Source organism: Enterocloster citroniae (assembly GCF_040545455.1).
Taxonomy (GTDB): Bacteria; Bacillota; Clostridia; order Lachnospirales; family Lachnospiraceae; genus Enterocloster; species Enterocloster citroniae.
The window spans coordinates 380,679-406,407 of sequence record NZ_JBEPLZ010000001.1 but is presented as its reverse complement, the minus strand read 5'-3'; the positions used below and the strand labels follow the sequence as shown (position 1 = coordinate 406,407).

Here is a 25,729-nt window from a genome sequence, read left to right as displayed (position 1 = left end):
AAATATCATAATCAAACAGGCGCAAGAAAAAGAACAAATGTTCACATTTGCGCCTATACTTTTTTCTTCCGCTATGTTATAATTTTGGTGACCTTTGGTATTACTAATTCCACCAGGTTTTATCTGGTGTTGCGGTGTCAAGAAAATAGCGTTTTGGCGACCATCATTCGTAAAATAGCAATAGTTCGATTATCAGGCAGGATAAAAAGGCTTTCCTTTACGAATTTCTGCCTAATAGGCGAACTTTTTAAGTGGTCACCAAGGAAGGAAAAAGCGAAAATGGAGTTCAAATTACACTCAGAATACCAGCCCACCGGCGACCAGCCGCAGGCGATTGAAGCCCTTGTAAAAGGCTTCCAGGAAGGCAACCAATTCCAGACTTTACTAGGGGTTACGGGCTCTGGCAAGACCTTCACCATGGCAAATGTCATCCAGCAAATCCAGAAGCCGACCCTCATCATTGCCCACAACAAAACCCTTGCCGCGCAGCTCTACAGCGAGTTCAAGGAATATTTCCCGGAGAACGCGGTGGAGTATTTTGTCTCCTACTACGACTACTACCAGCCGGAGGCTTACGTCCCTTCCACAGACACCTATATAGAAAAGGACTCCTCCATCAATGATGAGATTGATAAGCTGCGCCACTCAGCCACGGCTGCGCTTTCTGAGAGGGAGGATGTGATCATTGTGGCATCCGTGTCCTGTATCTATGGTCTGGGCAGTCCCATTGACTACAAGGAGATGGTAATATCCCTAAGACCCGGCATGGTAAAGGACAGGGATGAGATCATCCACAAACTGATCGATATCCAGTATGACCGCAATGATATGGATTTTAAGCGCGGCACCTTCCGGGTCCGCGGGGATGTGCTTGAGGTTTTTCCGGCATATTCTGACAGTGAGGCATACAGGATTGAGTTTTTTGGGGACGAGGTGGACCGGATTGCGGAGATTGACACGCTAACTGGCGAGATAAAATCTCAGCTGGGTCATATCGCTATCTTTCCTGCTTCCCATTACGTGGTCCCGAAGGAAAAGATGATGGAGGCCACTGAGAATATCCTGGCCGAACTTAAGGAGCAGGTTGCGTTTTTTAAGAGTGAAGATAAGCTGCTGGAAGCGCAGAGAATCTCGGAACGCACGAATTTTGACGTGGAGATGATGCGGGAGACTGGTTTTTGTTCCGGTATTGAGAATTACTCCAGGCATCTGACAGGAGGGCTTCCCGGAGAACCGCCCTGTACGCTGATCGATTATTTTCCGGATGACTTCCTCATCATTGTGGATGAGTCCCATATCACCCTTCCACAGGTCAGGGGAATGTATGCAGGCGACCGGTCCAGGAAATCCACCCTGGTAAACTATGGTTTCCGTCTGCCTTCCGCATTGGACAACCGTCCGCTAAGCTTTGGGGAATTTGAGGATAAGATCAGCCAGATGATGTTTGTGTCAGCAACTCCCTCTGTCTATGAAAAGGAACATGAGTTGATGCGTGTGGAACAGATCATCAGGCCCACAGGCCTGTTGGATCCGGAAATCAGCGTCCGCCCTGTGGAAGGACAGATCGATGACCTGATCTCAGAGGTAAACAGGGAAGTAGCCAATCATCACAAGGTGTTGATCACCACCCTGACTAAGAGAATGGCCGAGGATCTGACGGATTACATGCGGGAAGTGGGAATCCGCGTAAAGTATCTCCATTCAGACATTGACACCCTGGAGCGGGCTGAGATCATCAGAGACATGCGGTTGGATGTGTTTGACGTGCTGGTGGGCATTAACCTTTTGAGGGAAGGACTGGATATACCGGAGATCACCCTGGTGGCGATCCTGGATGCGGACAAAGAGGGATTCCTCCGCTCTGAAACTTCACTGATCCAGACCGTGGGACGTGCTGCCAGAAATTCAGAGGGCCATGTTATCATGTATGCGGATAAGATAACGGACTCTATGCGTGTGGCTATTGAGGAGACGGAACGCCGGCGGCAGATCCAGCAAACGTATAATGAGGAACATGGGATCACTCCAACAACCATCAAAAAAGCGGTCCGAGACCTGATCGCAATATCCAAGGCAGTGGAGGAAAAGGATGCCCGGTTTAAGAAGGATCCGGAATCCATGGATGTGAAGGAGCTTAACAAGCTGGTGAAAGAACTGGAAAAGAAGATGCGTCAGGCCGCGGTTGAACTTAACTTTGAGGAGGCTGCAAGACTTCGCGACCGAATGATGGATATCAAGAAAATACTATTAGACATGGAATAATTTGTAACCTATCTCCCCCTGGTCTTAAAAATGTAATATTCTCTTAAGGATTATTAAATTGTACAAAATGGATTGATTTACTATAATAAAGATAGGCAATTAAAACAAAATTTATATAATTGTAGGCAAGGAGGAAGGTTTATGAGAAAACAGAAAGGATTATGCCTGATTTTGGCAGCCGTGATGGCTATTAGTACCGGTATCACGTCTTGGGCAGCAGATACTAAGATTGATAAGGTAAAACTTACATTTTCTTATGATAAGGCGCCTGCAAGCGGTGATGATATCGGCGATATCACTGTAAAAGCGGGAAGCAGCGAGTTTTATGTGGAATCAGCGGAGTATACGAATTCAGAGGACCAGGATACCTGGACAGTGGGCGATGTGCCTGAGGTAAAGATTGAACTGTCTGCTAAGGATGGCTACCGTTTTTCCTACACATCCAAAAGCCATTTTCAGCTTTCGGGATGTAATGCGGAATTTAAGAAAGCCAAGATATATGACAGCGGGGACTACATTGAAGTTTATGCAGAGCTGAAGCGCATTGGCGGAAAGCTGGAAGGGGCATCAAACCTGGACTGGGAAGATACCATTGCTGTGTGGGATGAGATAGAGGGAGCTAAAAGCTATGATGTAAAACTGCTGCGGGATGACAAGACAGTGACCACGGTCAGCACCACAGGGACATCCTATAACTTTGCCGGCTATTTTAACCGGGAAGGGGACTACACCTTTAGGGTAAGAGCAATTTCAAAGTATAACAGCAAAACAGGAGAGTGGTCCGAGGATTCCCATTCCTTCTATGTGGATGAGGATGAACTGGGAACCTATGGAGGAAGCGGCCGCTGGGTACAGGACCAGAAGGGATGGTGGTACTCCTATGACACAGGCGGATATCCGTCCTCCTCATGGCGCCAGATTGACGGTGCATGGTACTATTTTAACAATTCAGGCTATCGGGTGACCGGCTGGCAGCGGCTGGACGGGACCTGGTATTATCTGAACGGGGATGGCGTCATGACAACGGGCTGGCAGGCTGTGAACGGACAGTGGTATTATATGAATGGCAGCGGTGAGATGCAGACGGGCTGGCAGGCTGTCAATGGAAGATGGTATTATCTGAACAGCAGCGGTGCTATGCAGACAGGCTGGTTAAAGATGAATAACCAGTGGTATTATCTGGACGCATCAGGCGCAATGACAACGGGCTGGCAGGCTGTAAACGGCAAGTGGTATTACCTGGGTAGCAATGGTGTGATGTACGCCGGTACGTGGACACCGGACGGCAGATATGTGGACAGTTCAGGAGCATGGGTGCAGTAATCGGTTTAAATGTGGCTATTGATCGTTTGCAAAATTGAAGTTTGTAGAATTTTTGTAAAATAAAAGTTTGCTGAAAAATGCGGTAGATGGCTGAAATACCATCTATCGCATTTTAAATAAAATGAGATCCCTGCTGCAGCAACTATCCCTGCTACAGCTGTTTTTCCGGTTGCACCCGTTATCCCAGTTCCGGGTATTAACCCTGCTGAAGTAGTGTATCGATCTGCTGCCAGATCTGATGGATCTCATTGATGGGATCCTGTCTTGATTTTTTCAGTTCCAGGAGCTGGTCCATGCTTTGGATGGCCGTATGGAAATTTTTCTCCTTAACAGCGGTTTTTATCTGCTGTCTTAAGTCTTTGCCGGTGGATTTGCCCATATCTTTGCGGATCGCCGTGATCTGACTGTGAAGTTCCTTTGCTTTTTTCCATGTTTCCTTGCTGACACTTAGAGAGCCGGTTTCCTTTTTAGAAAGGCGTACCGATTTATAACGGGCAGCAGAAGCCTTGTTTTCTTCGCGTATAGGTTTCATTTCTGATTCCAGGGCTTTTAACTCCGCCCGGACCGGGGCAATCTCTTCCTTGTATTCGGCTTTTGTCTCTGCAGCCCATGAGGGAAAGGCCGTGAGACAGCCCATGACAGCTGCGGTACATAAAATTTTAATATTTTTTTTCATAATAAATACTTCCTTTCTGGTTTGTTTTAGTCGTGTGAATGCTGATCACGAGGTTATTATACCTGTTTCAGTTTGGTGGTTAACAGTGCATGTTTGTGGCAAATATGTGGCAGCCGTTTACGATTTTCTGATAAAATGTTATGATGATAGACATATATTTCGATTTGGAAAAAAATAACAGAGGAGAGCAGGATGCAGAAACTGATTTATATAGCGGATGATGAACAGAACATACGAATGATGATGAAAACATTTCTTGAGAATGAGGGATATGCAGTGGAGGTCTTTGGGGATGGCTATAGTATACGTAAGGCGGTCCGTGAAAAGATGCCGGACATGATCATTCTGGATGTGATGATGCCCGGAGAGGACGGCCTCAGTTTATGTACTTCATTCCGCAAAGAAAGCAGGGTGCCGATCATGATCGTATCGGCAAAGGACAGCCCCATGGACCGGGTTACGGGGATTACCATGGGAAGTGATGATTATATTTCCAAACCATTTCTGCCCCTGGAATTGATTGCCCGTGTAAAGGCATTGTTTCGCAGGTCAGAACTGTCCGGGGAACAGTCCGGGAGCGACAGACCGGTCCAGGATGAGTATGAGTGCGGTAACCTAAGGATATACAGAAAGGAACGAAAAGTGTATGCGGGCGATGAGGCGTTTACGGTTACGCCTACGGAGTTTGAGTTTCTTTTGTATCTGATCGAGAGAAAGGAAGCGGCTGTTTCTAAAAAGGAATTGCTGGAGCAGATTTGGGGATGCAAGGGAATCCAGGATGAAATGCGGATGCCGGACGACCTGGTAAAACGTCTCCGAAAGAAGCTTAAACAGAAGCATGTATCTGCAATGGTGGAGACGGTCTGGGGATATGGATACCGCCTTACACAACAGCCGGTTTGGGAAAGGCAGCAATCTTAATGGGAAACAGAATACATACGCGTATATTTTATCTGGTTCTGCTGGTGATCCTTCTGCTGACCGGCTCAGCCTGGTTTATTTTTTCTTCCACATCCCAATGGTATGTAAATGTCACGGCAGAACGGGATGCGGAACGGGTCATAAAGATCGTGGAGGGACTGGCCGGGGAAATTTACCGGGATGCACCTGCACCGGAGGACAGAACGCCTGAGGAAGACAGAGCATATTCCAAAGAACTATTAAAGCAGGTTAAGCAGAGTGTAAAATCAGGTGAGACAGGCGGCAGGCTTTTGGTCTTTAATTCAAAATTAAAGAAGATTTACCCGGATGATCAGGATGAAACGGCTGGCTTTGACCGATTTACTTCAGCTTGTGTTGAACTGATCGAAAGCGGACAGCTGGATCGGACGGCTGGAACGAATATAGAAGCGGGCGGTGAAAATTGGAGCATCCGTCTTTTTCAGGCAGAGGCAGAGAATAATGTCAGGGCAAAATATTTTATTGCAGCAGCGAGGATACCGGATGTGGCGCTGTTATGGAACTATACGGGAAAGCTTTTGGCATTTATAGCAATTGCGGCTGTCTTTGTTGCTGCCGGTATGATATGGATGGTGGCAGGCAGTATTGCACGGCCCTTGGAACAGTTATGCGGACAGGCTAAGGCAATCGGAGACGGGAAGTCTGCGCAGATCGAAGATGTTTATTCGGTTCGGGAACTGGAGACGCTGAAACAGGCATGCAACCGGATGGAATTAAAGATCAGGGAAAGTGAAAAACAAAAAGAGCGTTTTTTTCAAAATGTATCCCATGATCTCAGAACGCCGCTGTCGTCCATAATCGGATATGCCCAGGGCATCCAGTGTGATGTGATGAAGGACCACAAAAAAGCCGCCGGAGTCATCTTATCAGAGAGCATGCGCATGATGAATCTGGTGGAGAGTATCCTCACACTTACGAAGATGGATAACAATGAACTAAAGATGCATATGACAGAGATAGATCTGGAAGAATTTTTGGAAGAACGAATGGACGCCCTTCTAGGGATCGCGGGAGGGAGTAAGCTGCGGATGGAACCGGGAGAGCGGGATGTTTATGTGTGGGCGGATCCTGAACTTTTAGGGCGGATCGTACAAAACGTCCTTTCCAACTGCATCCGCTATGGGAAAAGTGAAGTTTTGGTCCGCTGTGAAACGGATGGGGAGCAGGCGGTCATACTGGTTGAGGATGATGGAATGGGATTTAGTATGGAGGATATTCCCCATGTGTTTGAGCGGTTCTACCAGGGCAAGGGAGGAGAATTTGGAATAGGGCTCTCTGTGGTGCGCACCGGAATGGAGTATCTGGGGGGGCGAGTGGAAATCGGCAACCGTAAACCGCCGGAGAACGGGGCTTATTACAGATTGGTTCTGCCCGCCGGCACTCCCGATCCTGCCCATTGTATAGGGAAATAAACCGGTGGGTGAGCCGGTGGAGGGATAGGTGTTAAAATGGCATCTATCCCTTTTTACATATCAATGATATAATTCTAGCATCAGGTTTTATATAACGAAAAGCATTGCAGCCAATGGTGCAGTGAAGGTACGATGGAGAAAGGAAAAAAGATGAAGGCATATCAGTTGAAAATTGTGATCAATGGCTCCAAACCGCCGATCTGGAGACGGTGTATTGTCCCCTCAGGTATTACATTTTCCCAATTGGGGGTGATCTTAAATAAGGTAATGGGATGGACCGGGTATCATTTGTCCCAGTTTGAGTTTTATCATCTGGAATTATGCATTATGGAGAATGTGGAAGATTTTGAGTATTTCAAGGGCGGAAGATATGATTACGGGGAAGCCAATACCACTTATATCCGCAAGTATATGGAGGAAAATGACTGGTTTACCTATATATATGACCTGGGAGATTACTGGAGACACCGGGTGACGATTGAGAAGATCATTGCGGATTATCCCTTTAACTATCCTCAGGTGATCAAATATAAAGGGGCGTGTCCCATGGAAGACTGTGGGGGGATCGAGGGATATTACCAGTGCCTTGAAATTATGGCTGATAAAGGCCATCCCGAGCATGACGAGAGATGCGAATGGGCAGAGTGTCAGGGATATCAGGAAGCGTATGATATGCTTGGGGTGAATGAGATTCTTGAAAGTGATTGTTTCCTTATCTGGGGAAAAGGGGACAGGCGCACGGGCAGAGAGATTTACGAGGATTTTTTGAATGGAGAATTTGGACTGAAAGCAACAAAATCAGACCGGAATAAGAACATTCCTCTCCGTTCGGACCGTCACAGGATGGAGGATTCCATACAAATGATGGCAGAGCTTATAAGAAAAAATATCAACAGGTATGACATTAGTTTAGAGAATGACAGGGAGGCATTTCAACAGTATTTGAAAGATGAGATCCCACAGGCTGTCTACTTAAAAGATATATTTGCTGATTTCACCAGAAAGGATCTGGTGGAGATTGCAGAGCTCAAAGGCATGGATCAGTTTTCAAAGTATGGGAAGGAACGGCTGATCACCGCATTGTCAGCGGAGATGCTGAAAGCTGAGGAGGCCATACGGTATTTTGTCTGCATTGGAACGGATGAGCTGAATCGCTTTGAGCAGATTATTAAAAATGGCGGGATCGGTGATGAGGATGAGGCAGAATTGCTGGAGAGACTTTATGAGTCTTGTTATATAGGTGTCAGGGAAGATGACCGGATTGTGATTCCTGAAGATGTGAAGAATCTTTACCAATCCATAAAGTCAGAAGAATTTGAGCAAAAAAGAAGACGATTCAGTGCCCTGGTGGACTGCTTTGATGCGGCAGCCGTTCTTTGCGGGATCCTGCCGGCAAAGATCATGACCCGGTATTTTGCCGCTGCCAGCGGGGATTCTGTCAGCTGCGAGGAATTGGTCCGGATGGCGGAACAGGTACCGGATTGCTTTATGGAGTTTGTATATAAGAAGGATATGTTTTATAACAAGCTCCTTTATCCCAATGACAGAGGACTTCTTATGGCACAGGGAGATAAGGAGTTTTATATACCCACAGGAGATGAGATCCGTGACCTGGCCCGGACCGGGTATCTGCCCAATGACCGGTTCCTGAAGAATTTTATTGCATTTCTGGTAAAGAAAATGAAACTGGATCAGGAGACCGCGGAGTATGCAGGGATGATGGTTCAGCATGAGATCACAGACGGCTGCCAGATGCGGGAGATTTTAAATATCCTGGTGGAAAATGATATTATATGTAACGGTCAGGCGCAGATGGAGCAGCTGGTCCAGGCCATCGGCGAACTGTGGAACAATACCCGCATGCTGATGAACCGGGGATATACGCCCCTGGAGCTGGTTGATAAGGGAGCATTAGGATCCGGGATAAAAAAGGACAATATCATCCGCCTTTCACAGCGACAGGGGGAGAAGGCAAAGAAGGTATATCCAAACGATCCCTGTCCCTGTGGAAGCGGTAAGAAATATAAGAACTGCTGCGGAAAAAACCGTTGATATTACCATAAAGGCATGGAGAGATTTCTCTGTGTCTTTTTGTATTTTTATCTCATTTCATCCCATTGTTAAAAAAGAGTTTGTTGTGACAAACTCTTCTTGTTGACAATTTTTCTTATTAAGCATACAATGAATATGGTTTGAAGGATTTTACAGGAGGATACAAGTCGGAATGCAAAAGAGATTAAATGAGTGTGAGGTTGGCGGCCGGTATGTGGTGGCCGGTGTTCAGGTGGATGAAAGCATTACCAGGAGGCTGGAGGCCCTGGGGGTCAATGAAGGCACGCCTGTGAATATATTGAATAAAAAGGGAAGCGGAAGCGTTATCATCAAAGTTAGAGGGACCAGGCTGGCATTGGGCCGCCGCCTGTCGGAAGGGATAACTGTCAGGGAGGAGCATGCGTCATGAACGGTCAGGGCAGAGCATCGGGAAGCGATTCGTATGGAAGTGTGATCCTTGGAAAGGAACCTGACGGGAGAAAGCCGGGGGCTAAAAAGCATGAGAGGAGCAAGCGTCCCATTACAGTGGGATTTGTGGGGAATCCCAACTGTGGGAAGACCACCTTATTTAATGCATTTACAGGAGCCAAGCTCAAAGTGGCCAATTGGCCCGGCGTTACCGTGGAGCGTGTGGAAGGGGAGACTAGTTACAAGGGACGCCCCATCAAAGTGATCGACCTTCCAGGTATTTACAGCCTTACCTCCTACACCATAGAGGAAAAGGTGACCAGAAAATGTATCGAGGACGGGGAAGTGGATGTTATCATTAATGTGGTGGACGCCTCCTCCCTGGAACGCAACCTGTACCTTACCATGCAGCTTATCGAACTTAAGAAGCCGGTCATCCTGGCTCTCAACATGATGGATATCGTGGAGGAGAGGGGCATGGAGATTGACATGCACCGCCTTCCGGAAATGCTTGGCGGAATTCCGGTGGTCCCGGTTTCTGCAAGGAAGCGCACAGGATTGGATGTCCTGATGCATGCAGTGGTCCATCATTATGAGGAAGGACCTCAGGGAGTGGTTATCCGCTACAGCCCCGAGGTGGAGGAGAAGATTGCCCGGATCGAGGAAGCGCTGTATGAAACATACGGTGAAATGGACAATATGCGCTGGCATGCTATTAAGTTCCTGGAGTTTGATGAGGTGGTCATAAGCGACCATCCTCTGGAAAAGATGGAGCAGATCCTTACAAAGAACTATGAAAAGCAGATCATCAATGAAAAGTACGATTACATAGAAGAAGTGATCCAGGAATGCCTTTTTAATAAGGATGTAAAGGCAGCTACCACGGACAAGGCAGACCGTATCATGACCCACCCGGTGTGGGGGATCCCGGTGTTCCTGGGGATTATGGCGCTGGTATTTTTCCTGACTTTTACGGTGGGAGATTTCCTCAAAGGATACTTTGAGACCGGGCTGGACGTGTTATCCCGGGCGTCCCTTGCATTTCTCACCAATATCCATGCGGCCCAGTGGATCACTTCCCTGATCGTGGATGGGATCATTGCAGGCGTGGGAGGAATCCTCACCTTTCTGCCCAATATTTTCATCCTTTTCCTGGCATTGGCCTTTTTGGAGGACAGCGGATATATGGCCAGGGTTGCTTATGTGATGAATGAGACAATGGGCATGGTGGGACTTTCAGGCAAGGCATTCCTGCCCATGCTGCTGGGGTTCGGGTGTACGGTGCCGGCTGTAATGGCTACAAGGGCTCTGGAAAGTGTGAAGGACAGGCGCAGGACGATTTTGATCACACCCTTTATGTCCTGTTCCGCACGCCTCCCCATCTATGTGCTGTTTGCTGATATGTTTTTCCCGGATAAGGCCCTGTTTGTGGCATATTCCCTGTATATCATAGGCCTGTGCATGGCGATTTTCGTGGCATTTGTGGCCCATATGCATGAGAAGCACGACAGCTCGCAGAATGCCCTGCTGATCGAGCTGCCTGAGTACAAGACCCCCAACAGCAGAACCGTGGCCATCTATGTATGGGACAAGGTAAAGGACTACTTAAGTAAGGCCGGAACCACTATATTTATTGCTTCCATTGTACTCTGGTTTGTTCTCAACCTGGGACCGGCAGGCTTTGTATCCGATGTATCAGACAGCTTTGCTGCCATTATCGGTCATGTTTTGGTCCCGGTGCTGCGCCCGGCAGGATTGGGGATGTGGCAGGTGGCGGTTGCCCTTATTTCGGGTATTTCAGCCAAAGAGGTGGTGGTATCCAGTTTCAGTGTCCTTTTTGGCATTAACAATATTAACTCTGCGGCAGGTATGTCCCAGCTGTCCTCCAGCCTGTCTGTGGCCGGTTTCGGCGGGGTAAATGCCTATGCATTGATGATATTCTGCCTGCTGTATTCTCCTTGTATCGCTGCAGTGGCAACGATCAAAAAGGAGACCGGTTCCTGGAAATGGACCATTGGCATGGTTTTCTTTCAGCTGGCGGTCGCATGGGCCGGAGCCGTACTGGTATTCCAGGTGGGAAGCCTGCTGTTTGGATAGGCAGGGAGCGCATGTAAGATGGGATCAGCAGATCGGTATCATACAGCCGGACGCCAGGGTAAGGGTCTGATGGATACGTGAATAGAGATATACCTGATTGGAGAGACGGTCCTCTTTGGGAACCTCGGTTTGATTGATGTGGGTCACAAGCCTGCTCATCTCATCGCAGGAAATGTCTCCCTCATCAGGGAGCAGAAGAACTTCGTGGATGCTGGATGGAAGGATGATAATATCTTTTTCCATTATTTCTGCGAAGTTTTTTATTACATCCGGGTACAGGATACATGCGGCGCCATTGATTCCGGATGTATTGCTCAATACAAAGAATGGCGCGGATTGGTCAGAGGAGGGAAGACATGCGGATTCCTCCTCTGCCACGGCCCGGCTCAAGTCTTCGATCATCTGTGACATGCTGGTTATCACAGGGGGAAACAGGGATGGGGTGTTGGCAAGTGCCGTCTCCTTTAATTCCTCCAGGGAAATATCCCATACATCCAGGTGATTGTTATGGATCACGGCGGTCATCAGGCCGCTGTCATCCTCATGGATACACAGGTAAAAGATAATGGCCAGATCCAGCCACAAGATATGAGGGATCTCCTCTAAAAGGGATTGGTTGGAAACGGCATGGATCAGTTTACAGGCAATATGGGGTTTCATATCCCTGTAGCGTGCCAGCCTGGCGTAGTCCAGGTCGGGCGGCGTGTGGTTCTTCTGATACAATGTAATGAGCTCTGCCACAATATCCTCCATGGGCCGTCCTGCCAGATACTGATCATAGCAGGGATTCAGATACATGGCCGGAGCCACATGGTCATCCCCATGGGTGATGCACAGTCCGTCCAGGATCTGTCCGTTGTTCTTGGGGACCTTGCGCAGTGTCAGGCCATAGCCCTCCCCCAGTTCCTGTGTCATCTGCTTGGTTACTTTGTTGAGAAATGCTTCGTATATCACGAAACTACCCCCTTTTTTATAATATTTATGATAACTGTGATACAGTTACATATCATGGAGAATGCGGACCATGAAGAATGCGGATCATGAAGAATGCGGACCATAAGGGTGGCCTGGGATCAATGCTGAGAAATATGCAGCCTTAGAATCTACAGGATGAAAAAGATGGATCATGGATAGAATAATTAAGAATTGAACCTAGCTTAATCCATGTTTCCCATTTTGTCAATGGCAAGGAGGGGGATTTTATGAATTCTTTATATTCTCAGGGAGGCGGTGAATCCGTTTCTGATTGTTGACGAAAACCGGCATGGCTGTTATACTCAAAATTGGCGAAATATGTGAGTATAAGTAAGATTAAAATACACAGGTGAAAACATGGGAAATGAAGATCATCTCCTGGCAAGGACTGCGGTGCTGGCCGGGGAAATCATGCTTGTAAGCGGGGCTGAGATAGCCAGAATCGAGGGTACGATCCAATATATCCTAAGCAGCTGTCCCGGCAGGAAAGCGCAGTCTATGGTATTTAGCACAGGTATTTTCGTAAGCCTGGACAGCGGGGACGGGGAACCGATCACCCTGGTGCGCAGGGTGGAGGACCGTTCCACCAATCTGGGCAGGATCTATCTGGTCAACCAGGTGTCCAGGAAGCTGTGTGGAGGGGAAATGGCGCCCGCCGAGGCATATGAAGAACTGGAACGGATACAGGCCGGCTCCCAGTATAAGAAGTGGCTGAAAGCCCTGAACTATATGTTCATTGCCTTTTTCTTCGGTATTGTGCTGGGGGGAAGCCCTGTGGACTGCGGAGCTGCCGCTGTTACTGGAGGCGTACTGGGTCTGGTGGTATATGTGGCATCCCGTATCATGCTTAATGACTTTTGTACCAATGTGCTGGGAGCATTTTCATTGGGCCTCAGTGCCTTGGTGATGAACCGGTGGCTTTTTCCCGGGAGTAATACGGATATTGTTATTATCAGCGCCATCATGCCGCTGCTGCCCGGGGTTATTTTTACCACGGCGGTGAGGGACACCCTGAACGGGGATTATTCTTCCGGGGCAGCCAGGATGCTGGAGGCCATTGTGACAGCACTTGCAGTGGCAGCCGGAGTGGGTGCCAGTATGGCATTATTCCATCAGCTGGCAGGAGGTGGAGGCATATGGTAGGAAGTCATGTAGCTGAAGCTGTGCAGGTGGCCGGATCGTTTATGGCAGTGCTCAGTTTCGGGATCGTATTAGACCTGCCAAAGAAATATCTGGGCTGGTCCGGTGTGACAGGGGGTGTCTGCTGGCTGGTGTATCTTTTGATCAGAGAGGAAACGGGATCCCTGATCTTTGCCGCATTTTTGTCCGGCCTGTCTGTTGCATTGCTGGGGCATATCCTGGCCAGGATACTCAGAGCGCCTGTGTCTGTTTTCCTGATCCCGGGAATCCTGCCCCTGGTTCCGGGAACCTCTATTTATAACTGTGTATACAATATCATCCGCAGCAGCCGGGAACAGTCCACCTATTACCTGATCGAAACCATGCAGATCGCAGGCGCCATTGCAATGGCTGTGTTCCTTATGGACTCCATGTTTAAGATGATAAAGAACAAAGATAAAAATAGGGCTTGAAGTTTTTGGGAAAATATAGTATTATTATGGGGATGCGTCTGTAGCTCAGTGGATAGAGCAGTGGCCTCCGGAGCCGCGTGCGGAGGTTCGATTCCTCTCAGACGCATTTTTGATTGCATTTTTTGATACCGCAGAGTGTAGGGGAGACCTTGCCTTTGCGGTGTTTTAATTAATTCTTAAAGGATGGTAACATTGCATTTTGCCGTGGTTTTTGTTAGAATAAAACGAAGTAGTTGAATGAATCAAATTCCATGGAAGTGGTATTAGAGCGGAGGACTTATAATATGGGACAGAACAGAAGACGGACCAGCAGGAGATCTGCTGATGACAAGATAAAATACATTCGTATGGCGGCAATCCCTCTTTTGATCGTGATCGTGCTGGTCATCATTATTGTGGTGATGGACAAAAAGCCATCGGACAAGCAGACTGCTGCCCCGGGAACCGAGACTTCAGCGGATGCCGGCCACAGCTCCCAGGACAGCCAGGGGCAGAAAGACCAGGGGCAGGAAGAACAGAGCCAGGATGCGGTTGCACCGGACAACAGTCAGTATACAACGGATTTTTCGGATTATGAGCTTCAGAAGGACGAGATTCCACAGGTGAACCTGATCATCAGCGAGTATTTCCAGGCAAAGGTGGACCAGGACGCTGAAAAGCTGTTCCAGCTATTTGGAAAGGCAACGGATGAGAGCTTAAATGCGCGCAAGGATGAGCTGAAGAATGAAGCCGTGTACATTGAAGATTATCAGGATATCGTGTGCTATACAAAGCCAGGTCTGACAGAGGAATCCTATGTGGTCTATGTGACCTACGAGGTGAAGTTCAGAAGAGTGGATACCCTGGCACCCGGCCTGATGTGGTGTTATGTGCTGAAGGATGACAGCGGCAATTATATCATCCGTGAAAATGTGGTAGGTGACGAGGCCGATTATGTGGCAAAGCAGAACCAGTCCGAGGACGTGAGACTGTTATCCAACCAGGTTAATGAGCGCCTGAGGCAGGCTATTGAGTCCGATACCCTGCTGGCGGGAATTTATAAGGATCTGAGAAACGGTGCGGTTGTTTCAAACTCCGAGGAGGATGGACAGGACAGTTTTGTATCCCTGGAGGATGGCGGAAGTGATGAATCCGGCAATGATGGCACCCAGGCCGATGACAGCCGGAATGAGGGAAGCCAGGATGATTCGGCCGTCTCGCCTGAGAGCGGTTCCCCAGCAGGGGAAAACGGATCCCAGGGACAAGGCTTAGAGGGACAGACTGCTTCCAGCGGACAGGAACCGGCCGAAGGGACCACTGGCGGTTCCAATGTGAAGATAGAGTGATGCTGGAGGAAGAAAGACATGGATGTTAAGGATTTTTATTTTGATTTACCGGAAGAACTGATCGCCCAGGATCCTCTGGAGGACAGGTCATCCTCCAGGCTTCTGGTGCTTGACAAGGATACAGGAGAGATCCGGCACAGGGTATTCAGGGATATTGTGGAGTATTTAAGACCGGGGGATTGTCTGGTGATTAATGATACCAAGGTGATACCGGCCAGATTATTCGGAACAAAGAAGGACACCGGTGCAAAGATTGAGATACTGCTGTTAAAGCGCAGGGAGAATGATATATGGGAAACCCTGGTCAGGCCCGGAAAAAAGGCCAAGCCAGGTACTGTGATTGATTTTGGAGAGGGGCTTCTGACCGGCACTGTCATCGATACCGTGGATGACGGAAACCGGCTGATCCGGTTCAGCTACAAGGGGATCTTTGAGGAGATCCTGGATCAACTGGGTCAGATGCCGCTTCCTCCTTATATCACCCATCAGCTTCAGGACAAGAACCGGTATCAGACCGTGTATGCAAAGCATGAGGGATCGGCAGCAGCACCTACGGCAGGGCTCCATTTTACAAAGGAGCTTTTAAAACAGATAGAAGACATGGGAGTGAAGATCGCCCATGTGACGCTTCATGTGGGTCTTGGTACTTTCCGCCCGGTAAAGGTGGAGAATGTGCTGGACCACCATATGCATTCGGAATTTTATGTGGTGGAGGAATCTGAGGCCAGGAAGGTCAATGACACTAAGGCAGCCGGCGGCCGGGTCATCTGTGTGGGAACCACAAGCTGCAGGACAGTGGAATCAGCTTCCACCCAGGAGGGGATTCTGGAGGCAAAGACAGGATGGACGGAGATCTTCATCTATCCGGGATACCGGTTTAAGGTGTTGGATGCGCTGATCACTAATTTCCACCTGCCCGAGTCCACCCTGGTCATGCTGGTGAGTGCACTGGCGGGGAGGGAGCACATCCTCAATGCCTACCAGGAGGCTGTGAAGGAACGCTACCGGTTTTTCTCATTTGGGGATGCTATGTTCATTGCATCTGATCCAAAAACGGGGAACCAGTAGCTGTAGAGGATATGAGAGAGATCGTTATGAGAGAAGCGGTTAAGAAAGAATCAGTGAAAGACGAATCGGTTAAGGACGAGCGTCTGAATAAATGGCTCAGTCAGATGGGGGTATGCTCCCGGCGGGAAGCGGACCGTCTGATTCAGGAAGGCAGGGTGCTGGTGGACGGCTGTCCGGCAGTTATGGGGCAGAAGGTGTCACCGGGGCAGACGGTGGTCTGTAATGGAATCCCTGTGTCTTGGGAGACATCGGGAAGGCCGGAGCCTATTTTGCTGGCAGTAAACAAGCCGCGGGGGATCGTGTGCACTACCTCATCCAAGGACAGGGCTGAAAATATAGTGGAATACCTGAAGTATCCGGAACGGATCTATCCGGTGGGAAGGCTGGATAAGGAGTCGGAGGGTCTGCTTCTTATGACAAATCAGGGGGATCTGGTGAATAAAATCATGCGCAGCGGCAATGCTCATGAAAAGGAGTATATTGTCACCGTGGATCATGCAGTGACAGCGGAGTTCATGGATCAGATGGCAAAGGGCGTGTATCTGAAGGAACTGGATGTGGGGACCCGGCCCTGCAGGCTTCACAAAGTGGGGGAAAAGACATTTTCCATTGTACTGACCCAGGGACTTAACAGGCAGATACGCCGCATGTGCGAAGCCTGCGGATATCATGTAAAACAGCTGGTCCGGGTGCGGATCATGAACCTTTGTCTGGGGAACCTTAAAACAGGGGAAAGCAGGAAGGTGACACCGGAGGAATACCGGGAACTGACCCGTCTTTTAAAGGATTCCACCAGTTTGCCGGTCAGACATGGCGGACAGTAATCTAAATCAGGAGAACAGAATGGAAGACAGAATTCAGAGAATGAAAGAATTGGTTTCCATCCTGAGGCAGGCGGGAAAAGCCTACTATCAGGAGAGCAGGGAGATCATGAGCAATTTTGAGTATGACAAGCTTTATGATGAGCTGAGTTCTCTGGAACAGGAGACAGGAATCATCATGTCAGGAAGCCCTACCCAGAAGGTAGGGTATGAGGTGTTAAGTGAGCTTCCCAAGGAAACTCATGATTCTCCCATGCTTTCGCTGGATAAGACAAAGAGCGTGGAGGATCTGCAGGCATGGCTGGGAACCCAGAAGGGCCTGCTGTCCTGGAAGATGGATGGTCTGACCATTGTGCTGACCTATGAAGGGGGAAGCCTTCAGAAGGCGGTTACAAGGGGAAATGGAGAGATTGGGGAAGTGATCACTGCCAATGCAAAGGTATTCTCCAATATTCCGTTGAGTATTTCCTATGAGGGACAGCTGGTACTACGGGGAGAGGCTGTGATCACTTATTCGGATTTTCGCAGGATCAATGAGGAAATCGAGGACGTGGATGCAAAATACAAGAATCCCAGGAATCTGTGCAGCGGCTCCGTGCGCCAGCTCAACAGCCAGATCACGGCTGAGCGGAACGTGCATTTCGAGGCATTTGCCCTTGTGAGGGCGGAGGGGGTGGATTTTGACAACTCCAGGAGGAGACAGTTTGAATGGCTGAGGGAACAGGGATTTGAGGTTGTGGCATTTACGGAAGTAACCGCAGAGAGCCTGCCTGAGGCGGTGAAGGAATTTGCGGACGCGGTGGAGGGCAATGACATTCCTTCCGATGGTCTGGTGCTTACCTATGATGATATTGCTTACGGGGAATCCCTGGGAAGGACTGCGAAGTTTCCGCGCAATTCCATTGCGTTTAAGTGGCAGGACGAGATCCGGGAGACACGGCTGGACTACATTGAGTGGAGCGCTTCCAGGACAGGGCTGATCAATCCGGTGGCAGTGTTTGATCCGGTGGAGTTGGAGGGAACCACGGTGAGCAGGGCCAGTGTCCATAATCTGAGCATTATGGAGGGGCTGGAACTGGGAGTGGGCGATACCATAACTGTTTATAAGGCGAATATGATCATTCCCCAGATCGCAGACAATCTGACCCGCAGCGGGGTAAAAGATATACCTGGGGAATGTCCCGTATGCGGCGGAGAAACCCAGATCAAACAGATCAATGACGTGAAAAGCCTGTACTGTATCAATCCTGACTGCCAGGCTAAGAAGATAAAGAGTTTTACATTATTTGTAAGCCGCGATGCCCTTAATATTGACGGACTTTCAGAGGCGACCCTGGAGAAATTTATCGGGGCAGGTTTTATCCATGAGTATGCCGACATTTTCCATCTGGACCAGTACAGGGACACGATCGTGGAGATGGACGGTTTTGGGCAGAAATCATATGACAATCTGATGGCATCCATACAGACGGCGTCCAATACTACCCTGCCAAGGCTGGTTTATGGTCTGGGAATTGCCGGGATCGGGCTTGCCAATGCCAAGATGCTTTGCAGGGAGTTTAAGTTTGATTTTGAGAAAATGCGCCATGCCCAGGCTGAGGAGCTGGTGGCTGTGGACGGGATCGGAGGCGTGCTGGCCCAAGCATGGATGGATTACTTTTCATCGGAGAAAAATAACCAGTCGGTGGATCACCTGCTAAAAGAACTTACCATTGAGTTGGAGCAGGCGGAGACAGGCGAGGCTGTTTTTGAGGGAATGACCTTTGTGATCACCGGATCGGTGGAACATTTTGCAAACCGCAAGGAGCTGCAGGAAGTGATCGAGAGCAAGGGCGGCAAAGCCACAGGCTCTGTCACTGCCAAGACCACGTATCTGATCAATAATGATGCGGCCTCCAATTCATCAAAGAATAAAAAGGCAAAGGAACTTGGGGTTCCCATCATATCCGAGGAGGAGTTCCTGCGAATGTTGTAGCACAGTTTCGGCCGGCATACGGATGGCGGAAATGATTATTCAAACACGCTCGTGGATGGTTCAGACAAAAACCTGTATGCAGCGGCTGTGGGATTGCCGGCGAATCTGTGCTGTTTGTGAATGGATCACACAACATTTGAAGGGAGAGAACAAGTATGCCAATAAAAGTACAAAAGGAACTTCCGGCCAGAGCCATTCTGGAATCAGAGAATATATTTATCATGGATGAGGACCGTGCCATGAGGCAGGACATCAGACCTTTGGAGATTTTAATCCTGAACCTGATGCCTATCAAGGAGGATACCGAGACACAGCTTCTGCGGGCATTATCCAATACGCCCCTGCAGGTGGACTGCACCTTTCTCATGCTGTCCACCCACGTGTCCAAGAATACCTCGGCCAGCCATCTGAATAAATTTTACGTAACATTTGACGATATCAGAAAGCGAAAATACGATGGCATGATCATCACCGGGGCGCCTGTGGAAAACCTGGAATTTGAGGAGGTTAATTACTGGCCGGAACTTTCCAAAATCATGGAGTGGAGCAAGACACATGTGACATCCACCATACATATCTGCTGGGGAGCCCAGGCCGGACTGTATTATCATTATGGGATCCATAAGTATCCAATGAAGAGGAAGCTGTCCGGTATCTACAATCACAAGGTGTTAAACAGGAAGGTGCCCCTGGTGCGCAGCCTGAACGATTACTTCCTGGCGCCACACTCCAGGTATACGGAAGTGCGCAAAAGTGATATCTTAAAGCATCCTGAGCTCATGGTGCTGGCGGAATCAGAGGAGGCGGGAGTCTTTCTTGTAATGAGCTGTGACGGCAGCCAGGTCTTTGTCCAGGGCCATCCGGAGTATGACAGGATGACGCTGAACAATGAATATCACAGGGATTTAAACAAGGGGTTGGATCCGGAACTGCCCTGTAATTATTATGAACACAATGATCCCTTCTCGGTACCGGCGTTGACATGGAGAAATACCTCCAATACATTGTATACAAACTGGCTGAATTACTATGTGTATCAGACAACGCCTTATGTGTTGGATGAGGAGGAGTGAAGGCTATACCTGCCATAAGCTTTTGGGAAAGAGTTCAAGGATAACTGCCTATACTGCAACTGGGGAACCTGTTCGCGGTGTGATGGCTCGGGTCGAGTGTCTTATTAAGTCAAAATTCAGTAGGCTCTGTTTGACACAAACAAAAAAATAAAAGCAGGATGACTGAGAAAATGGTTTCAGTCATCCTGTTTTAATATTCCAGTTTGTAGTGGAGTTAGATGAAGATTATAATGATATAGATCGATTTATCAATGAAAAGCTGTTTTGCGTATCTGGTGATTTAGAAGTACTCACTGCTGAGGTTCTATTGGCTATGGACGGCGAAAGTGATATTTTAGAAATAAAAGGTAACAAAACAAACGAGAGCTTGCGGAGTAATGCATGGGATAGAAAATCTGATCTGAAAAAGAAAAATATAAGCAATAATCCTGCTAGACAAAATAATTATAAAATATGGATCATATTGAGATATTATTCCAAACATAGTATAATCATAGTCAGACTTAAGCGTGAACAGAGCGGGAAAATACAGTTTTCAGGCTGGAAATGCGATACAATCATTTCATCACAAAAATTTATTGATCAACATAACCAAGGAGAAACTATGGACAACGCCAGTGATATGACACGTATTTCAAGGTGTAACAAATCAAAAATCCAGCGGTTTGATCTGTCGCCCCGGGAAGTGATCGATTTCCTGGACCATGGAGCCATTTACAGAACATTTTCTGATGTATTGACCAAGGTTTATCCCGGCAATGACCTGCAAAAGGTGCTGGTTGGCCAACTGGAGGAAATAACCGGAAAAAAGCGGGACAGCGTTACACGCAATGTAAAGAATTGGATCAAGGGATGCAATGAACCCAGCCGGGAAAGTTTATTTCAGATTTGTTTTGCACTGCGCCTTGATGAGCAGCAGGCATACCGGCTGCTGGCCAGTTCCTCGGATACGGGTATTCACTATCGAAATCCAGTGGAACTGATTTATGCATTCTGTCTGAAAACCGGAAGGACTTATAAGGAGGCACAAAGATTAAAGGAGGAGTTGATCCCCATTTATGAGGCTGAGAGGGCATTGGCAAAGCAGTCTGAAGCAAGGGAGGAAGTCCGGGAACAGACAGCGGTGCATACCTTATACATGAAAGATGAGTTCAGTGAACGGGTGGAGACAGAGGAAGAACTCCGCGCCTTTTTCATTGACCACGGCAAAATGCTGGGAATCCTTCATAATACGGCATATGAGGAATTTATGAAAATGCTTGGCCGGCTGCAGGATCCGGATGAGGGGTTTGAGGATGATTCCTTTGACTTTATGAAAAAGCACAAAGATGAGTTTGACGAGACTTCTCTGAACAGATTGGCGGAAAGGGAGGAAGGCTTAAGAAAACAGTCCATCAAGGCAGTGGTTGAAGAATTTATGCAAATGCATGTTCCGGTGAGAACGGAGAGTAAATCGGAGAAAAAACAGGCGAAAAGGCAGGAGCGGGATTATGTTTATCTGCAGCAGGTGATCAAGGACAGCTGGCCCAGCGAAGATATCCTTTATAAAATGATATCCAGGGAAAATGACGTGAGCCGCAAGGTACTCCTGCTGCTGTTTTTGCTGACCGAAGAGTTTGAAGCAGAGGAAATGGAAACTTCCGATATGGGATCAGGGATGGATGATCTGTATTTTGAGAGGATTGAGAGTGAAGACGGAGGCGAGCGCATGGAAGCACGTCTTCATCTGATGAATCTGTTTCTTGACAGGTTCGGTATGAACCGGCTGGATCCGGGAAATGCCTTTGACTGCCTTGTTCTGTACGCGCTTCGGGCCAGCTACAGCGGAGGCGAAGGAGATCCCATGAGCAGCCGGCTGAAGCAGACCCTGGAACTGTTATTTCCGGAACATGGGGCGGACCGGAACATGGGTATGGACCGGAATATGAATGTGGACTGTAACATGGATGCGGACCGGAAAACGGAAGCGGATATCTGATGATCCCCTGATATACTTATAACGGAAGTCAGCAAGAGCATTGCGGGAGAAAGGCGGAACGGATGGATGGCGTACACAAGGACGTTTCGGAAAGACGGTGAGGTTCTCTATCTTGGAGAAAACGCATATCGGATTTTAGGTATTGCCGGTTATGGCGGCAGTTCTGTGGTGTACTACGCTGCATACCGGGATGGGCTGAACACGGATCAGGAACACCATGTTCTGATCAAAGAGCTGTATCCCTATGATCCCAGAGGGCATATTTATCGGAATGAGGAGGGCGAGATCTGCTGGACGGAGGAGGCAGGGCAGAAGATCGAACACAGCAGGAAGTGCTTTCGCCTGGGCAATCAGGTCAATCTGGAACTTTTGGAAAAGCTCCCGTCCCAGATATCCGGTAATCATAACTCCTATGAAGCATACGGCACCTATTATTCCGTACTGACGGTTCACGGGGGAGTGATACTTGAGGATCTGCTAAGTGGGGAGGAACCCGCCAAAACCCTTCGGCAGGCAGCTGTCATCACCATAAAGATTCTGGATGCGCTGAGGGGATTGCATCAGAATGGACTGCTTCATCTGGACATCAGCCCTGACAATATCCTGCTCCTTCCGGAACAGGCAATGCTGATTGACTACAACAGTGTCCTTAGACGGTCGGACATAGAAGCATGTGAGTTTTTGTTTGCCGGGAAGGCGGGATATGCGGCTCCGGAGGTCCTTGAAGAAGATGTGTCATCCATCGACTATTCCTCAGACCTTTACTCTGTGTGCGCGGTGTTTTACCGGATGCTCACCAAAGATGGGATGACGGACCGGGAGATGGATCCCAGGCATATGCAGAAAAAGCTTTGTTCCGGGCTGGAGATCTTTTGTGGCGAACCTCAGTCTGCCGTTTCCAAAGCGATTCAGATCCTGCTGCGCGGGCTGCAGGTTTTATCAAGAAAACGATACGCGGATATTGATTCCTTAAAGCGGGATTTGGAGGAACTGGTTGAGCGCATTGACGGGAAAGGCATTTCCAACAGCGCCCTTTGGGAAAGCAGCAGGACCTTATACCGCCGGACAGGGGATATGGATCATGTTTACCTTCCCCAAAACATTTCCATATCGGATTTTGGGGAGATTACGCTGCGTGAACTGTACGATTATCTGAAAGAGGGACATAATGTTCTTTTAAAGGGACCGGGTGGGATGGGAAAGACCAGTCTGCTGAAAGAACTTTGGGGAATGCATGTGGAAAGCTACCGGGCAAATGCTCCTGTGGTTTACTACATTTCGCTGAAAGACTATCAGGAGACCCAGGGTGAGTCCTGCTTTATCCGCAAATATTTTTTAAGGCAGCTGTGTTTTTCCGAAGGGCAGCCGGATACAGAGGATGCACTCCATGAACTGGAGCGGATCTTTGACCAACGGGCCGGTTTGGATGCAGGGGTGATCCTGCTGTTAGACGGCCTAAATGAAGCGGGAAGCAATCGGGAAAAACTGCTGAGGGAAATCGAGGGCCTGGGTGATAAACCGGGTGTGGGTGTATTGGTGACAGAGAGAACGGAAGAAGTTCTGGAATATGGGCTTACAATGTTCCAGTCTGCCCAACTGCTCCCCTTGCCATCACAGACAGTTAGAAATGAATTGGAAAAATATGGAATACCACTTCCGGAAAAGACAAACCTGAGAGAACTTTTGTCCAATCCCATGATGCTGGATCTTTACAAGAGCATTATTTCCATGGAAAAGGATAACCGGACCCATGTGGCATCAGACAGGAGCATCCGCAGTGCAGATGACTTGGTACGTCTGTATATGGAGAATCTTTGTACTACCCAGCTGCGGATCGATGCGGGAAATGAATCCATGCAGCTGTGCCATAAGTACATTTTGGTGCATCTTCTGCCCGCTATTGCCCTGGCCATGGCGCGAAAGAAGCGCACTCTTTTGTCATTTGACCAGATGTATCAGATCCTGAGGCAGAATTACGGAAATCTGAGGAAGATTGGGTTCGGAAAGAAATTTAAGGATTACCTTGGGAAATCCCGCATGATGCTGGGCAGCTTAAGCGAGATGGAATGGTTTGATTTTGCAGTGGCGGAACAGCTTGACGGAAATCTGGGGCTTGTAACGAAAAACAGCAATGGATATTATGGATTGATCCATGATGATTTTCAGCATTATCTGGCCAAATGCGGGAGGGACAATGAAAAAAGGCTCCATAGCCTGAGATTGCCGGTGGCCATCGGCCTTACGGTTTGCCTGGCGGCCCTGGATTTTGTTGGGATCGGCCGCATCCTGCCGGGGAAAGGACATGATCCGGCAGCAGGTGCGGTAACGGAATACTACCATGATATAAAAGAAGTCTATGATGTTCCCAAGGGGATACATCCGGTAACAGAGGATGATCTGCCGCAGATGAGTTCATATTGGGCCATCCGGACCAATGAAAGTAAAACCATATTTGGAAAACGATTCACCAAGGGGCTGGGGACAGGATCCTTCCTGTGGGCCACAGATGTTGCGGACATTGAAATCTTTTATGATGATCCGCTGTATTACAATGGGGAGACCACTTACCGGTCGGCAGATATCCTTTCTTCATCCGGCTATGTTACCTATTCCTACGGAAAGGATTTCTATGAATCTGCGGAAGGGGCTTACCGGGTGATCAGCTGTACGGGAAGTGAATCCCCGGACAATCTTCCCTTTGGAAACGTGAACGCATACTATGAGGATTACGGTGAACTGGGAAAAGATATTGTACGCATCAAGGAATACTATACCCAGGAGGGATACATACATTACAATATGTTTCTCAACAGTTTTACGGATGCGGACAGCTACAGCAAGGATGAGAACGGGATTTCCGGCCTGGAGTTTGAGTACAATGAACTTGGGATCAGGACGGCCCAGTATTACCTGGACCAGGACAGAAAAAGAGTTTCCAGGCAGGGGGTATACAAGGTTGAGTATGTATATGATGAAAGCGGAAACCTGGTGGAAAGCACATACAGGGATAAGGAAAATTCCCTGGTCCAGGGGCGGGAAGGATGGGCCCGGGTAAAACTTAGCTATGACCAGTGGCATAACAGGACCGGTTTGTGGTTTTATGACAGGGCCGGAAATCCGGCAAAGGGACCGGAGGGAGCGGAGCATCTGGAATTTGTGTTTGAAAAGGGCAATGTGACAAACGTGTCCTATTTTGACGGAAATGGAAATCTTCAGAAAAATACCAACGGATACGCTGTTGAGGAACGGTTTTACGACCATGGGTATTCTGTGAGACAAAGGTTTCTGGATGAAACAGGGAAGCCTTGTAAGCATGCTTTTGGCTTTGGGGAGCGCACTCTGGAATTGGGTTATGACGAGGAAACAGATACGTATAAACCGCTGACGGTCCGTTACCTGGATCTGGACGGGTCCATGTGCATGAATGCAAACGGCTTTGCAGGGATCTGCTATGAGTATACTCAGGATGGGATCCTTTGCAGGATCACCATGATAGATGTCCAGGAAAAACCATGCAGTTCATCAGATGGGTATGCCGTAATAGAAGGAAAAGACCCCATTGAGGATGGCGGATTTCGGTGGATCATCTGTTATGATGAGAATGGAAGGGAGGTTGAAAGAATGGACTCCACAACCTATGATGGGATATACCTGAAGTGGAGATAGACGAAAGCATATTATTTAATGTAAAAAGAACAGCAAGATCCAACGGATGAAACAGTTGGGGCTTGC

18 protein-coding genes, 1 tRNA gene and 1 pseudogene are annotated in these 25,729 nt (G+C 48.4%); 18 read left to right on the top strand and 2 right to left on the bottom strand.

Annotated features, from left to right (window positions below; genetic code table 11):
* Positions 1-279: 279 nt before the first annotated feature.
* Positions 280-2,262: an excinuclease ABC subunit UvrB gene (gene uvrB / locus ABID13_RS01765; RefSeq protein WP_048930565.1), complete on the top strand. Its 1,983-nt coding sequence runs from the start codon at positions 280-282 to the stop codon at positions 2,260-2,262.
* Between the two features lie 141 nt (positions 2,263-2,403).
* The gene (locus ABID13_RS01760; protein ID WP_007863473.1) at positions 2,404-3,585 is read left to right on the top strand and encodes a cell wall-binding repeat-containing protein; all 1,182 of its coding nucleotides are present in this window, start codon (positions 2,404-2,406) and stop codon (positions 3,583-3,585) included.
* A 196-nt stretch (positions 3,586-3,781) separates the two neighbouring features.
* On the opposite strand, the gene ABID13_RS01755 is transcribed toward ABID13_RS01760, so the two are convergent.
* Positions 3,782-4,261, bottom strand: a complete 480-nt coding sequence (locus tag ABID13_RS01755; RefSeq protein ID WP_007863474.1) for a hypothetical protein — start codon at positions 4,259-4,261, stop codon at positions 3,782-3,784.
* A 192-nt stretch (positions 4,262-4,453) separates the two neighbouring features.
* Here ABID13_RS01755 and ABID13_RS01750 point away from each other — a divergent pair, with 192 nt between their 5' ends.
* The 5 genes from ABID13_RS01750 (at position 4,454) to feoB (ending at position 11,190) form a co-directional block, all read left to right on the top strand.
* Complete coding sequence (locus ABID13_RS01750; protein WP_007863475.1) at positions 4,454-5,182, top strand: response regulator transcription factor; 729 nt, start codon at positions 4,454-4,456, stop codon at positions 5,180-5,182.
* Positions 5,182-6,633 carry a sensor histidine kinase gene (locus ABID13_RS01745; RefSeq protein ID WP_048930566.1) on the top strand — a complete coding sequence of 484 codons (1,452 nt, stop codon included), beginning with the start codon at positions 5,182-5,184 and terminating at the stop codon, positions 6,631-6,633. Before ABID13_RS01750 ends, ABID13_RS01745 begins: the two co-directional genes overlap by 1 nt.
* 150 nt (positions 6,634-6,783) lie before the next feature.
* Positions 6,784-8,685 (top strand): plasmid pRiA4b ORF-3 family protein, encoded by a 1,902-nt coding sequence (locus ABID13_RS01740; protein WP_197092198.1) that lies wholly within the window; start codon positions 6,784-6,786, stop codon positions 8,683-8,685.
* Positions 8,686-8,857: 172 nt separating this feature from the next.
* On the top strand, positions 8,858-9,094 hold the full coding sequence (locus tag ABID13_RS01735; protein ID WP_007863479.1) for a FeoA family protein: 237 nt from the start codon (positions 8,858-8,860) through the stop codon (positions 9,092-9,094).
* The gene (gene feoB, locus ABID13_RS01730) at positions 9,091-11,190 is read left to right on the top strand and encodes a ferrous iron transport protein B (RefSeq protein WP_007863481.1); all 2,100 of its coding nucleotides are present in this window, start codon (positions 9,091-9,093) and stop codon (positions 11,188-11,190) included. Before ABID13_RS01735 ends, feoB begins: the two co-directional genes overlap by 4 nt.
* 24 nt (positions 11,191-11,214) lie before the next feature.
* Here feoB and ABID13_RS01725 read toward each other — a convergent pair whose 3' ends face one another.
* On the bottom strand, positions 11,215-12,144 hold the full coding sequence (locus tag ABID13_RS01725) for a DUF5688 family protein (protein WP_048930568.1): 930 nt from the start codon (positions 12,142-12,144) through the stop codon (positions 11,215-11,217).
* Between the two features lie 378 nt (positions 12,145-12,522).
* Here ABID13_RS01725 and ABID13_RS01720 point away from each other — a divergent pair, with 378 nt between their 5' ends.
* The 11 genes and pseudogenes from ABID13_RS01720 to ABID13_RS01670 all read left to right on the top strand — a co-directional run bounded on the left by ABID13_RS01720 (position 12,523) and on the right by ABID13_RS01670 (position 25,663).
* The gene (locus tag ABID13_RS01720; RefSeq protein WP_007863486.1) at positions 12,523-13,308 is read left to right on the top strand and encodes a threonine/serine exporter family protein; all 786 of its coding nucleotides are present in this window, start codon (positions 12,523-12,525) and stop codon (positions 13,306-13,308) included.
* The gene (locus tag ABID13_RS01715; protein ID WP_045093424.1) at positions 13,302-13,757 is read left to right on the top strand and encodes a threonine/serine exporter family protein; all 456 of its coding nucleotides are present in this window, start codon (positions 13,302-13,304) and stop codon (positions 13,755-13,757) included. Before ABID13_RS01720 ends, ABID13_RS01715 begins: the two co-directional genes overlap by 7 nt.
* 34 nt (positions 13,758-13,791) lie before the next feature.
* A tRNA-Arg gene (locus tag ABID13_RS01710) sits at positions 13,792-13,863 on the top strand.
* Positions 13,864-14,041: 178 nt separating this feature from the next.
* On the top strand, positions 14,042-15,082 hold the full coding sequence (locus ABID13_RS01705; RefSeq protein WP_048930569.1) for a hypothetical protein: 1,041 nt from the start codon (positions 14,042-14,044) through the stop codon (positions 15,080-15,082).
* Between the two features lie 18 nt (positions 15,083-15,100).
* The gene (queA, locus tag ABID13_RS01700) at positions 15,101-16,150 is read left to right on the top strand and encodes a tRNA preQ1(34) S-adenosylmethionine ribosyltransferase-isomerase QueA (protein ID WP_007863492.1); all 1,050 of its coding nucleotides are present in this window, start codon (positions 15,101-15,103) and stop codon (positions 16,148-16,150) included.
* 26 nt (positions 16,151-16,176) lie between these two features.
* Positions 16,177-16,974, top strand: a complete 798-nt coding sequence (locus tag ABID13_RS01695) for a pseudouridine synthase (RefSeq protein ID WP_045093421.1) — start codon at positions 16,177-16,179, stop codon at positions 16,972-16,974.
* A gap of 19 nt (positions 16,975-16,993) precedes the next feature.
* Positions 16,994-18,946, top strand: a complete 1,953-nt coding sequence (gene ligA / locus ABID13_RS01690; protein WP_048930570.1) for an NAD-dependent DNA ligase LigA — start codon at positions 16,994-16,996, stop codon at positions 18,944-18,946.
* A gap of 155 nt (positions 18,947-19,101) precedes the next feature.
* A complete protein-coding gene (metA, locus tag ABID13_RS01685) occupies positions 19,102-20,019 on the top strand; it encodes a homoserine O-acetyltransferase MetA (RefSeq protein ID WP_045093420.1) in 918 nt (305 codons plus the stop codon).
* A 208-nt stretch (positions 20,020-20,227) separates the two neighbouring features.
* Positions 20,228-20,461 (top strand): annotated as a pseudogene (locus ABID13_RS01680) (DUF4624 family lipoprotein); the annotation flags it as partial.
* 162 nt (positions 20,462-20,623) lie between these two features.
* The gene (locus ABID13_RS01675; RefSeq protein WP_048930571.1) at positions 20,624-21,997 is read left to right on the top strand and encodes a hypothetical protein; all 1,374 of its coding nucleotides are present in this window, start codon (positions 20,624-20,626) and stop codon (positions 21,995-21,997) included.
* Between the two features lie 66 nt (positions 21,998-22,063).
* Positions 22,064-25,663 carry a protein kinase domain-containing protein gene (locus ABID13_RS01670; RefSeq protein ID WP_048930572.1) on the top strand — a complete coding sequence of 1,200 codons (3,600 nt, stop codon included), beginning with the start codon at positions 22,064-22,066 and terminating at the stop codon, positions 25,661-25,663.
* The last annotated feature ends 66 nt before the right edge of the window (positions 25,664-25,729 follow it).